Source organism: Martelella radicis, from assembly GCF_014196625.1.
GTDB lineage: Bacteria > Pseudomonadota > Alphaproteobacteria > Rhizobiales > Rhizobiaceae > Martelella > Martelella radicis.
In genome coordinates this window covers 150,668-162,820 of record NZ_JACIDZ010000007.1, presented here as the reverse complement: position 1 = coordinate 162,820, position 12,153 = coordinate 150,668, and the positions used below count along the sequence as shown (strand labels likewise).

At 61.1% G+C, this 12,153-nt stretch carries 12 protein-coding genes and 1 riboswitch; of the genes, 4 read left to right on the top strand and 8 right to left on the bottom strand.

The annotated features are described in order from the left end of the window. Nucleotides 1-279: 279 nt before the first annotated feature. The 3 genes from fabI to fabA are packed head-to-tail and all read right to left on the bottom strand — an operon-like array spanning nt 280 to nt 2,883. Complete coding sequence (gene fabI, locus GGR30_RS12040; protein ID WP_183486557.1) at nt 280-1,089, bottom strand: enoyl-ACP reductase FabI; 810 nt, start codon at nt 1,087-1,089, stop codon at nt 280-282. Nucleotides 1,090-1,096: 7 nt separating this feature from the next. Further along, the gene (fabB, locus tag GGR30_RS12035) at nt 1,097-2,317 is read right to left on the bottom strand and encodes a beta-ketoacyl-ACP synthase I (protein ID WP_183486555.1); all 1,221 of its coding nucleotides are present in this window, start codon (nt 2,315-2,317) and stop codon (nt 1,097-1,099) included. Between the two features lie 56 nt (nt 2,318-2,373). Then, complete coding sequence (fabA, locus tag GGR30_RS12030; RefSeq protein ID WP_183486553.1) at nt 2,374-2,883, bottom strand: 3-hydroxyacyl-[acyl-carrier-protein] dehydratase FabA; 510 nt, start codon at nt 2,881-2,883, stop codon at nt 2,374-2,376. Nucleotides 2,884-3,187: 304 nt separating this feature from the next. On the opposite strand from fabA, the gene irrA reads away from it, so the two are divergent. Beyond that, complete coding sequence (gene irrA, locus GGR30_RS12025; RefSeq protein ID WP_183486551.1) at nt 3,188-3,604, top strand: iron response transcriptional regulator IrrA; 417 nt, start codon at nt 3,188-3,190, stop codon at nt 3,602-3,604. Between the two features lie 95 nt (nt 3,605-3,699). Here the strand turns inward: irrA and GGR30_RS12020 are convergent, their stop codons facing one another. After that, on the bottom strand, nt 3,700-4,491 hold the full coding sequence (locus tag GGR30_RS12020; RefSeq protein ID WP_183486549.1) for a crotonase/enoyl-CoA hydratase family protein: 792 nt from the start codon (nt 4,489-4,491) through the stop codon (nt 3,700-3,702). A gap of 94 nt (nt 4,492-4,585) precedes the next feature. On the opposite strand from GGR30_RS12020, the gene GGR30_RS12015 reads away from it, so the two are divergent. After that, nucleotides 4,586-5,185 (top strand): TetR/AcrR family transcriptional regulator, encoded by a 600-nt coding sequence (locus GGR30_RS12015; protein WP_183486547.1) that lies wholly within the window; start codon nt 4,586-4,588, stop codon nt 5,183-5,185. A gap of 97 nt (nt 5,186-5,282) precedes the next feature. Here the strand turns inward: GGR30_RS12015 and GGR30_RS12010 are convergent, their stop codons facing one another. From GGR30_RS12010 to GGR30_RS11995, 4 genes are all read right to left on the bottom strand, one after another. Next, nucleotides 5,283-6,080 carry a YdcF family protein gene (locus GGR30_RS12010; protein ID WP_183486545.1) on the bottom strand — a complete coding sequence of 266 codons (798 nt, stop codon included), beginning with the start codon at nt 6,078-6,080 and terminating at the stop codon, nt 5,283-5,285. Between the two features lie 27 nt (nt 6,081-6,107). Then, nucleotides 6,108-7,130: an aldose epimerase family protein gene (locus GGR30_RS12005; RefSeq protein ID WP_183486544.1), complete on the bottom strand. Its 1,023-nt coding sequence runs from the start codon at nt 7,128-7,130 to the stop codon at nt 6,108-6,110. 67 nt (nt 7,131-7,197) lie between these two features. Next, nucleotides 7,198-8,130: a homoserine O-succinyltransferase gene (locus GGR30_RS12000; RefSeq protein ID WP_183486543.1), complete on the bottom strand. Its 933-nt coding sequence runs from the start codon at nt 8,128-8,130 to the stop codon at nt 7,198-7,200. 67 nt (nt 8,131-8,197) lie between these two features. Then, nucleotides 8,198-8,275: riboswitch (SAM riboswitch) on the bottom strand. Between the two features lie 148 nt (nt 8,276-8,423). Continuing rightward, on the bottom strand, nt 8,424-9,059 hold the full coding sequence (locus tag GGR30_RS11995; RefSeq protein ID WP_183486542.1) for a LysE family transporter: 636 nt from the start codon (nt 9,057-9,059) through the stop codon (nt 8,424-8,426). A gap of 164 nt (nt 9,060-9,223) precedes the next feature. On the opposite strand from GGR30_RS11995, the gene GGR30_RS11990 reads away from it, so the two are divergent. Together GGR30_RS11990 and GGR30_RS11985 are read left to right on the top strand one after the other, a co-directional pair. Then, nucleotides 9,224-9,433 carry a heavy-metal-associated domain-containing protein gene (locus GGR30_RS11990; protein WP_183486541.1) on the top strand — a complete coding sequence of 70 codons (210 nt, stop codon included), beginning with the start codon at nt 9,224-9,226 and terminating at the stop codon, nt 9,431-9,433. A gap of 39 nt (nt 9,434-9,472) precedes the next feature. Continuing rightward, nucleotides 9,473-11,950, top strand: a complete 2,478-nt coding sequence (locus GGR30_RS11985) for a heavy metal translocating P-type ATPase (protein ID WP_183486540.1) — start codon at nt 9,473-9,475, stop codon at nt 11,948-11,950. The last annotated feature ends 203 nt before the right edge of the window (nt 11,951-12,153 follow it).

Below are 12,153 nucleotides of genomic sequence, written 5' to 3'. Positions count from 1 at the left end.
GTAAAAACGCAGTGAACTGACGGATCCCGAGCACGCTCCACCGTCCTTTTCGGCGGTAGTCGGACGGTATAACTTAATAGAATCAATCGTTTGATTAATTTAATTTTGGCAGTTATGACCCTTCGCGGGAGCGAAATCCGGCGTCGGCGACGTCATAGTCCTGCCGGCCCTGTTTTTTGTCGGAGCGCCGTTGCATACGTCAAAACAAAAGGCGCAGCCGAATATCTGGCCGCGCCTTTATCTATTTCTGGTTGTGTTATCCCGATTGAGGAAAAACCGTCAGGTTTCGGGGTCGCCCCTGCGCATCATTTCCGGGATCGGCATGGAGAGAATATTGTAGCCGTTGTCGACGAAATGAATTTCGCCGGTGACGCCGGAGGCGAGGTCGGAGAGCAAATAGAGCGCCGAGCCACCGACATCCTCGATCGTGGTGGATCGGCGCAGCGGCGCGTTGCGCTGCTGCCAGGCATAGACGAGGCGGGCATCGCCGACGCCAGAGCCGGCAAGCGTGCGCACGGGACCGGCCGAGATGGCGTTGACGCGGATGCCGCGTGGACCGTAATCGCCGGCGAGATAGCGCATTGAGGCCTCAAGGCCTGCCTTTGCCACGCCCATGACGTTGTAGTTCGGCACGACCGCCGTGGAACCGCCATAGGTCAGCGTCAACATTGATCCGCCATCGGGCATCAGATCGGCTGCGCGCTTGGCGATCTCGGTGAAGGAAAAGCAGGAGATCACCATGGTGCGGACGAAGTTTTCCCGCGTGGTGTTCGCGTAAAGACCCTTGAGCTCGCTCTTGTCGGAAAAACCGACGGCGTGGACGACGAAATCGAGCTTGCCCCAGCGCTGCCTGATGGCGTCGAACACGCCGTCGACGCTCTCGATATCCTCGACATCGCAGGGAACGACGAAATCCGAGCCGACCTCCGCCGCCAGGGGATGAACCCGCCGTCCGAGCGCCTCGCCCTGATAGGTGAAGGCAAGCTCGGCACCTTCGGCATGAACCGCCTTGGCGATGCCCCAGGCAATCGAGTGATTGTTGGCAACGCCCATGATCAGGCCGCGTTTGCCCTGCATAAGTCCGGTCATCTGCACATTATCCATTGTAACGCTGGAAGACCAGCGTGGCGTTCGTGCCGCCGAAGCCGAACGAGTTTGAAAGAACTGTGTCGATCTTGGCGTTGTCGATGCGCTCGCGCACGATCGGCACGCCCTCGAATTCGGGATCGAGAAGGTCGATATGGGCGCTCTCGCCGATAAATCCTTCCTGCATCATCAGAAGCGAATAGATCGATTCCTGAACGCCGGCCGCGCCGAGCGAATGGCCGGTAAGCGATTTCGTCGACTGGATATGAGGGATCTTGTCGCCGAAGACTTCGCGGATCGCACCGATTTCGCGGCTGTCGCCGACCGGCGTCGACGTGCCATGCGTGTTGATATAGTCGATATCACCCTCGATATCGGCAAGCGCCTGGCGCATACAACGCACCGCGCCTTCGCCAGAAGGCGCGACCATGTCATAGCCGTCGGAGGTTGCGCCATAGCCGATGATCTCGCCGTAGATCTTGGCACCGCGGGCCTTGGCATGCTCCAGCTCTTCCAGAATGACGACGCCGGCGCCGCCGGCAATGACGAAGCCGTCGCGGGCAGCGTCATAGGCGCGCGAGGCGCGCGGCGCATCCTCGTTGAAATCGCTGGTCATCGCGCCCATGGCGTCGAACAGGTTCGACATGGTCCAGTCGAGGTCTTCATGGCCGCCGGCAAACATCACGTCCTGCTTGCCCCACTGGATGAGCTCGGCGGCATTGCCGATGCAGTGCGCCGAAGTCGAGCAGGCCGACGAGATCGAATAGTTGACGCCGTGGATCTTGAACCAGGTCGCAAGCGTGGCGGAAGCCGTCGAGGACATTGCCTTCGGCACGGCAAAGGGCCCGATCCGCTTCGGCGAACCGTTCTTCTCTGTCGTCAGCGCGGCTTCGACGATCGTGCGGGTCGAGGGGCCGCCGGAGCCCATGACGATGCCGGTGCGCTCATTGGTGATATCGCCCTCTTCGAGGCCCGAATCGGCAATGGCCTGTTTCATGGCGACATGGTTCCAGGCCCCGCCCTGCGACAGAAAGCGCATGGCGCGGCGGTCGACCTGATCGGTCGGGTCTAGCGTCGGCTTGCCCCAGACCTGGCACTTGAAGCCGTGCTCGGCGAAATCCGGCGAGAAAGAGATGCCTGATTTTGCTTCGCGCAGCGAAGCGGTGACTTCGGCGGCATCGTTTCCGATCGAGGATACGATTCCCAATCCCGTAACGACAACACGTCTCATGTTCGATCCTTCTCTTTCTCCTCCGTGTCCCGCCGGTCAGCCGGCGCGACCACGCCTTACTGTTCCTTGAACAGGCCGACCCTGAGATCGGAGGCCTTGTAGATTACTTCGCCATCGGCCTTGACCCAGCCATCGGCAATGCCGAGAACCAGACGGCCGCGCATCACGCGCTTGAAGTCGACGCCATATTCAACAAGCTTGTTCTTCGGCGTGACCATGCCGGAGAATTTTACTTCGCCGGTGGAAATAGCGCGGCCCTTGCCGGGTTCGCCAAGCCAGCCGAGATAGAACCCGGTGAGCTGCCAAAGCGCGTCAAGTCCCAGGCAACCCGGCATGACGGGGTCGCCCTTGAAGTGGCAATCGAAAAACCAGAGGTCGGGCGTGATGTCAAATTCGGCGCGGGCATGGCCCTTGCCGTTGGCGCCGCCATCCTCGGAAATTTCGGTGATGCGGTTGAACATCAGCATAGGAGGCATCGGAAGCTGCGCATTGCCGGGGCCGAAAAGCTCGCCCTCGGCGCACTTGATGATGTCCTCGTAATCGAAATGCGATTGTCTCGTGCTCATTAAAACTCTGCTTCCCTTCGTTCAGCGAGGGGTTTCCGGTATCCGGCTCAAGATAGGGGCGTATGCCTTCCGCAGCAATGCGCCCTTATGTCAGTTGGGCCGGAAAACCCGAAAATCAATTGTCATTCCGTTCACCGAGGCCATACAGGAAGCCGACTTCCGCGACCAGAGCGAAACGCGTTTCTGGGGGCTATTTGCAGTTTAATTTCAATCCCCGCAAGCCCTCGTCCTATTGAAAGCGATTCTCAATGCCGTTATACGATGCTATATTTGCATTTTGTTAGATGACGCCTTGAAAGTGGATATGACAGCGGGAAATCGCATTTCGGAAGAAAAGCTTCGATCAAGCGGCCTCAGGCCGACACGGCAGCGCGTGGCGCTGGCCGATCTGCTGTTTGCCAAGGGCGACCGCCATGTGACCGTGGAGGAACTGCATGGCGAGGCGCAGGATGCCGGCGTTCCGGTTTCCCTTGCCACCGTCTATAATACGCTGCACCAGTTCACCAATGCCGGCATGATCCGCGTTCTCGCGGTTGAGGGCGCGAAGACCTATTTCGACACCAACACTTCCGATCATCATCATTTCTTTATCGAGGGTGAAAACGAAGTGCTCGACATGCCCGCCGACGGCATCTCGCTGAACGGTCTGCCGACGCCGCCCGAGGGCATGGAAATCGCCCACATCGACGTGGTCGTCCGCCTGCGCCAGAAAAAATTCTGAGCTGCTGAGATCTCGGATCGTTCCGCCACCCCGGAGCTTTATCATCCAGGATTTGATACGGTGACAAAAATGCAGAGCCGCGCGGGCAGTTTGCGCTACCTTCCCGCATAGTGCGGCGTACGCCGCGCGATCCAGGCGTCGAGCCCTATTTGCACATCCTCGGTCGTGCACATCCGCGCGAATTGCTCGCGTTCGATCAGCAGGCCTTCCTCGATCGTCGTATTAATGCCGCGTGTGACGGCGGCGATGATGCGGGCTGCCGCCAGCGGCGAATGTCGCAAAATGCGATTGGCCAGATCGAACGCTGTTGGCAAGAGTTCCTCTCTTGGCACCACTTTGTTCACCAGGCCCATTTCGTAGGCGCGCATGGGCCCGAAGGTGTCTCCGGTCAAGAGCAATTCCAGTGCCCGCTTGCGTCCGGCCAGCCGCGGCAGGCGTTGCGTGCCTCCGAATGTCGGTGGGATGCCGATTTTGATCTCGGGCTTGGCAAAGATGGCATCTTCAGATGCGACCGCCAGATGCACGGACTCAGTGATTTCGCAGCCACCGCCAAAGGCTATGCCGTTGACAGCCGCGATCACCGGTTTGGGAAAGGCCTCGAAACGCGCCGTCATCCGCTGCCCGCGGCGGCAAAACGCCCGAAGCGCCTCCTCGGTCCCGCGTTTGATGCTTTCGGTAAATTCGTGAATGTCACCTCCGGCGGAGAAGGCCCTGTCCCCGGCTCCTGTCAGGATGACGGCGCCGATCTCGGCGTCTGCCTCTATCTGATCGAGCAGCGCAAGCAGCCGGTCGTTTGTTGCGTAATCGAGCGCATTGAGCTTCTCCGGTCTGTTGAGGGTCAGAAGCGCGATGCGGTCTTTTTTCTCCAATAGGACAGTATCCTGCATGTTGTAACCTTTCTGTTTGCGTTGACAGGAAGGCTAGCCTCAACCACACTTCAAGCAAACTCACTGGTTAGTATACATAGATCGGAATTCTGGAATGACCGTTGCCGCCAGCAAGGCCAAGCCGGCCCGCGAACGGATTATCGATGCCGCGAGCACATTGTTTTATCAGGAAGGCATTCGCACCGTCAGCGTAGACGCGGTCGTCGAGAAAGCGGGCGTCACCAAGAAGACTCTCTACTATCACTTCAAAAGCAAGGACGACCTCGTTGCCGAGTATCTCAGTGTCCGCGATCAACCTAACCTGAAGCTGTTCGAAACGTGGTTTGAAAGCGCAGAAGGCGACGCGGCCGACAAGGTTGAAGCAATCTTTCTGGGTCTGGCAAAGTCCGCCCGTCACCCCAAATGGAAGGGCTGTGGGTTCTTGCGCACGGCTGCAGAGCTTGCCAATCTTCCCGGCCACCCGGCAATGAAGATCGGATCGGGGCACAAGAAGAAATTCGAAGACTGGCTTGCAAAACAGTTTGGGGAAAAGCGAATCGCCGATCCAGCAGCCATCGCGCGTCAGGTCGTTCTCCTGATGGACGGCGCCTTTTCTACCATGCTCATTCACCGCGACGCAGCATATGCGGAGGAAGCAGGCCGTGCCGCAAAGTCGATTGTCCGCGCGTGCCTCGGAACTGAGCCTCGGCGCTAGATCATCGGGCGGTTGATCTGAACCGCCCGACGGTCCAGCTCTTTGTTTCGAGACATCAGGCGGCCGAAAAGCCGGATTCCGTTGTTTGGCTGAGACTCTAGCTATCCTGTCTCGGCGTAAGCCTTGTCGTCTGGCCGCGCAGACGCGCCGTCAGAAGGCCGGCCCATTCACGCAATGCGGTGGTGAGCATCGCCGCATTGGTCATCGGTCGGTCGAGGCTTGCCGAAAGGCGCGGTCGGCCCTCGGTGCGATAGTCGGCCGGCCAGGCCACAACGGCGATCCCCGTCTTTTCGAAAAGCGCGACCGCGCGCGGCATGTGATAGGCTGATGTCACCAGAAGACACGGCCCGGTGACGGCTCGATCCTTCAAAAGCGCAGCCGTGTTGGCGGCGTTTTCCGCCGTGTTGCGGGCATCCGGCTCATAGAGCAGGCGCTCGGACGGAATGCCGTGATCGGCAAAGAAACGGGCGGCGGGCTCGGCCTCGCCGAATTTCGCCCCGGTCATGGCATTGTCGCCGCCGGTCACCAGAATGACCATCTTCGGATAAAGCCGTGCCAGGCGAAGCGCCTCGATATAGCGATCAGCCGCGCGGGTAAAGACATAGGTGCCGCGCCGCGCCGAGGCCCCGGTATTGATGCCGCCGCCGAGCACGATGGCGCAGCCCGGCGGCTCGGCAAGAACCGGCCGCCGAAAGCGGGTTTCGAGGTTGGCCAGAAGAACGGCCCCCAGATTGGTGAAACTGGTGACCCCGAGCGTAAGCGCGGCAAGCGCGGCAAAGAGCGCCGCCGCGTCGGCTTTGGAAAGGACCAGAGAGACCAGCACGGCGAGCATAGAGAGGAAGGCAAGGGCCAGCGGCTGGAAGATGAGCCAGAACAGCTTTGACAGAATGAACATCACGCCTCCCGGCTGGCCTGAAGCGCCTCAACCCTTGCGGAAAACGTATTCGGTTTCCTGGCGCAACGTCTCGCCGGGCATGAGGATGGCGTTGGGAAAGCCTTGTTGGTTGATGGCGTCGGGCCAGACCTGGGTTTCGAGGCAGAAGCCAGCAAAGGGACCGTAGGGAAAGCCGTTGAGGCCTTCCGGCGTCTCGTCCAGTTTGAAGGCAGTGTAGAGCTGCACGCCCGGCTCAGTCGTCAGCACATCCATGGTCACCTTCGAGGACGGCGCATAGGCGCTGATGACCGGGCGCTTTTCCGTCCGTCCGGGTGAGAGACAGAAATTGTGGTCGAACAGCACCTGCCGGCCATTCTCGTCCTCGCGCTTCAGCGGATGCGGTTTGCGGAAATCGAAGGGCGTGCCGGCGACCGACCTGATCTCGCCGGTCGGAATCTGCCGCTCATCGGTCGGCAGATAGTGATCGGCGGCAATCATCAGCGTGTGTTCCAGCGTATCCGTGCCGTTGCCGAGGTTGAAATAGGAATGGTTGCACATATTGGCGACCGTCGGCTTGTCGGTCGTCGCCTCGTAGACGATCGAAAACACGCCGCGCGGCTTCAGCCGGAAATGCGCGCGGATCTCGCAATTGCCGGGGAAGCCGCCGCGCCCGTCCTTGTCGACGATCTTCAGCGTCACCCGGTCTTCGGCAATCTCCTCGAACTCCCACAGGCTGACGCCGATGCCGTCGCTGCCGCCGTGAAGATTGGTGATGCCGTTTTCATTGCAATCGACCTGGTATTCCGTCCCGTCGATCGTAAAACGGCCATTGGCGATGCGGTTGGAGGAGCGGCCCGGCGTCGCGCCGAAATAGGGAGAGTGGTCCGGATAGGGTTCGAAACTGTCGAAGCCGAGGACCAGCGCATGGTCGTGGCCCTCAAGGCGCAGATCCTGCACGACTGCGCCCCAGTTGATGATCTTCGCGGTCAGGCCGCCGCCTGTGATCGTGACCCGGCTGACGGTCTTGCCGTCCTTTGTCTGGCCGAAGGCTTCCGGTTGTGGCGCACCCATTGTTTTTGTCCTCCGCATCTAGAATGTTACATTGCGGGCCGGATATTGCGCCGGAATGGCGGGCGCTTCAAGCGCCCGTCCGTCCGTCGCCGATTTCTTCCAGGTGATAGGGCGTCGTCTGGTAAACCTCGTTGATCCAGTTGCCGAACAGAAGATGGGCATGCGAGCGCCAGCGGTTGAGCGGCGTGCGGCCGGGATCATCGGCCGGGAAATAGTTGAACGGCAGATCGACCGGAACATTGGCGTCGACATCGCGCCGATACTCGTCGCCGAGCGAGACCGAATCATATTCGATATGGTTGAACATGTAGAGCCGGTTGGCGAAGCTTTCCTGCGCCAGGCAGGGGCCGACCTCGTCGGAATCCATCAGGAGCTCCATGCCCGGCACTTGCTCCAGATCCTCGCGGCGCACCTCCGTCCAGCGCGACACCGGGATCTGGAAGTCGTCGGAAAAGCCGTTGAGATAGACGGACGCCGGCTTCAGGTTGCGGTGACGGTAGACGCCGAACGCCTTCTTGTTCAGAAGATGCTTCTCCACGCCGTGGAAATGATAGGCCGCCGCCATCGCTCCCCAGCAGATGTTCATCGTCGAATGGCAATGGGTCGTCGTCCAGTCGAGGATGTCCTTCAACTCGTCCCAATAGGTGACTTCCTCGAAATCGAGCGTCTCCACCGGCGCGCCGGTGATGATGAAGCCGTCGAACTTCCGCTCTGCCACCTCGTCCCAGGTCTGGTAGAAGGAGAGCAGATGGTCGATCGGCGTGTTCTTCGCCTTGTGGCCGCCAACGCGCACCAGCGAAAGCTCGATCTGCAGCGGCGATGCGCCCAGAAGACGGGCGAACTGCAGCTCGGTCTTGATCTTGTTCGGCATGAGATTGAGAAGGGCAAACTGCAGCGGGCGGATATCCTGCCGCTCGGCAACCGTTTCCGTCTTGACCCGCACGCCCTCGGAAAGAAGCGTTTCATAGGCGGGCAGCGTATCAGGAATCTTGATAGGCATGTCTCATTCCAATCCCGAACAGAAACCGGCCGTCGTCAACACGCAGCCGGTCCGAATGGGCAGGAGTTTTCCGCTCGCTTCGGCCCTTTAGCGAGTTGTTTTACGTGGCTGCAAGCCGGCCGGCCAAATCACCACAAGGAAAAGCTAGATACCGCCGCAATTGCTGGACGTCAATCTCGGCGCGAAAGGCAACATTTGGCCAATGCGCGGCTCCGGGCAGAAAATGTCCTCGGTTTCGGCCCGAAAGCGGAAACTCTGTGCCCGGTCCCGGCCACTTCTTTGGCACTGTCGTTCTACTGTGACGCTGCCCGTCTCAGCGCCGCCGTCGTGACGCCCATGGCGACCAGTGCGCCGCCACCAAGACGCGGCATCAACACGGTCGCCGTGGCGGACGACAGCCTTGTGCGAAGCCGGTCGGCCATCAGGGCGTAGGCCAGGGCATTGATGGCGGCCAGCCCGACGAAGGTGGCCGTGAGGATCGCAAACTGCGGAAAGAGTGGCTCTGCCGGCACGATGAACTGCGGCACGAAGGCGATGAAAAAGGCAATCGATTTCGGGTTCAGCGCGGTAACCGCCATGGCATGAAAGAAAACCCGCTGCGCCGCAAGAGGGGGCTGGGCGGAGGAATTCAGGGTGCTTCCCGCCCCGGCGCTTCTGAAAAGCCGGATGCCGAGATAGACGAGATAGGCCGCGCCGACCCATTTGAGGACGACAAACAGTTTGGCCGACGTCAGGACAAGCGCGCCGAGACCGGCAAGCGAGGCGCTCATGGCGATGAGATCGCCGAGCGCGACGCCGGCGACGGTGGCTAGCGCCACGCGCCGCCCCTGGCTCAGCGCGTAGCTCAGCACGAGAAGAACAGTTGGGCCGGGAATGAGGAGCAGTGCCGTCGATGCCGCCACGAAGGCGAGCCAGAGATGGAAATCCACGTTTATGTCCTTGGATGCCTCGCGTTTTCACCAGCAAAGACAGGTTCTGCAGCCTTCGGCAAGGGGGCCGTAGATCAAAAATGCGAAAACCGCTTGACCTTCCAGTGACTGGAAACCCTATCTCCTTCGTCAGCATCAAAGCCAATGCAACAAGGAGCATGACGATGGCCGAGAAAGTGACGCTGAAGATCGAAGGCATGGGCTGCAGTAAGTGCAGCGACAAGGTGACGAAGGCGCTTGGCAGCATTGACGGGATTTCCGATGTCGCCGTCAGCCTGGACGACAACGCCGCCTCGTTTGAGCTTGCCGCGCCTGCCAGCCGCGATCAGGCGGTCGAGGCTGTCGAGGACGCCGGCTACGACGTCGTGGCCTGAGGCTGCCGAAGGGCAATCAACTTCCAAAAGGCGTTACCTATGGAACAGACGATCTCTACCAGTCGCAGGGCGCAAACCCTCTCCGTGCCGGTGACAGGCATGACCTGCGCATCCTGCGTGCGCAGCGTCGAGCGCGTTGTCGGCAAGGTCGAGGGGGTCGAGGCCGTCGCCGTCAATCTGGCGACTGAAACCGCCGAGGTGACGCTTTCCGACAAAAAGGCCACCGGTGCGGTGGTCGCGGCGATCGAGAAGGGCGGTTATGGCGTACCGCTTTCAACCGTCGAACTCGGCATTGGCGGCATGCATTGCGCGTCCTGTGTCGCAAGCGTCCAGCGTGCGCTGTCGCGGGTGCCCGGCGTCGTCTCCGTCCATGTCAATCTAGCGAATGAACGGGCAACGCTGTCCGTTCTACCCTCCCTCGACACTGCCGTTCTGGAAGGCGCGGTTGAAAAGGCCGGCTTCGAGCCGCACCGCATCGAGGATCGGCGCGCCGAAAGCGAAAGCCATGAGGATCGCAGGGCGAAAGAGCAGGCGGCGCTCAAGCGTGATCTGATCACCGCCTTCGCCTTCACCCTGCCGCTTTTCGTTTTGGAAATGGGGTCGCATTTCATTCCTGCTTTTGGCCATCGGGTGATGGCGACGGTCGGCGTGTTTCCGCTGCATGTCTTCTATTTCGTGCTGGCGACGATCGTGCAGTTCGGCCCGGGCCGCCGGTTCTACAGCCACGGCCTCGCTTCTTTCCGAAGGCTTTCGCCGGACATGAATGCGCTGGTGATGCTGGGGTCAACGGCGGCCTGGGCCTATTCCACGGTCGCGACCTTCCTGCCGCAGGTCTTCCCGGCGGGCGCCGCGCAGGTCTATTTCGAAAGCTCCGCCGTTATTATCACGCTGATCCTGCTCGGCCGTTTTCTCGAGGCCAAGGCCAAGGGGCGGACGTCCGCCGCCATTACCCATCTGATGGGCCTGCAGCCGAAGACCGCCCGCGTCGAACGAAATGGCGCGGCGGTCGACATCCCGATCGATGAAGTCAGGCGCGGCGATCTGGTGATCGTGCGTCCCGGCGAGAAGATCGCCGTCGACGGTATCGTCGTTTCCGGCTCTTCGCATGTGGACGAGGCGATGATTTCGGGCGAGCCGCTTCCGGTGAAGAAGGGCGAGGGCGACGCCGTCACCGGCGGCACCATCAACAAGACCGGTTCCTTCACCTTCCGGGCCACGGCGATCGGCGCGGACACCGTGCTGGCGCGCATCGTCAAGATGGTCGAGACCGCGCAAGGGGCGAAACTGCCCGTGCAGGCCATGGTCGACAAGGTGACGGCATGGTTCGTGCCGGCCGTGCTGACGGCTGCCGCGATCACCTTCCTCATTTGGCTCTTCATCGGGCCGACGCCTGCCTTCTCCTTCGCCCTGGTCAATGCGGTGGCGGTGCTGATCATCGCCTGCCCCTGCGCCATGGGGCTTGCCACGCCAACCTCCATCATGGTCGGCACGGGCAGGGCGGCGGAAACCGGCGTGCTGTTCAGGAATGGCGAGGCGCTGCAGACCTTGCGCGATACCGCCATTGTCGCCTTCGACAAGACCGGCACGCTGACAGAGGGTCGCCCCGAGGTCACCGACATCATTGCCGCTGACGGGTTTGACGAAGAGACGCTGATCGCCCTTGCCGCCGCGGTGGAGACCGGTTCGGAGCACCCGCTTGCCGAGGCGGTGGCAGGATATGCCGCGGCGAAGACGATCACCGTGAGCGAGGCGGACGGCTTCGAGGCCGTCCCCGGTTTCGGTGTGACGGCGAATGTCGATGGCAGGACGGTCGCTGTCGGCGCGCGCCGGTTCATGGAGGCGCTTGGCGCGGATACCGCGATGCTGGATGAAACCGCCGAAGCGCTTTCCGCAAAGGCGCGTTCGCTTCTGTTCATTGCCGTCGATGGCAGGTCTGCCGGCATCATCGGCGTTGCCGATCCGGTCAAGCCGTCGGCGAAGGCGGCGATTGCGGCGCTTCATGCGGCAGGACTCAAGACCGCGATGATTTCCGGCGACAACCGCAAGACGGCCGAAGCCATTGCTGCGGACGTCGGGATCGATACGGTGGTCGCCGATGTCCTGCCGGACGGCAAGGTCGAGGCGCTTGAGGCGCTCAGAAAACAGCACGGCGCCATCGCCTTTGCCGGCGACGGCATCAATGACGCCCCGGCGCTGGCTGCTGCCGATACAGGCATCGCCATCGGCACGGGCACCGATATTGCCATCGAGACGGCGGATGTGGTGCTGATGTCGGGCGCGCTGTCGGGCGTCGTCAACGCCATTGCGCTTTCGCGGGCGGTCATGCGCAATATCGCGCAGAACCTGTTCTGGGCCTTTGCCTATAATGCGGTGCTCATCCCGGTCGCCGCCGGCATTCTCTATCCCGTCAACGGTACGCTTCTGTCGCCCATGCTGGCGGCTGCCGCCATGGGTCTTTCGAGCGTCTTCGTCCTGTCGAATGCACTCAGGCTGAAGCGGTTCCGGCCGCTTGCCTGAGCAAACAAGAAAGCCTTTCGCCGGTCGACGCAAATCAAACGCGCCGACCGGCTTTCCATTCCACGCCTATCGTCCTATTCTTCGTTTCAGCCGCTCGCAGTTGGCGCCAAGGGAATTCCGAGATTCCCCGGCCCTTTGATCACGATCAATACAAACCGATTTAAAGCGGCCTAAATCTGCCCCCGGTGAGATTGGACGGTCTT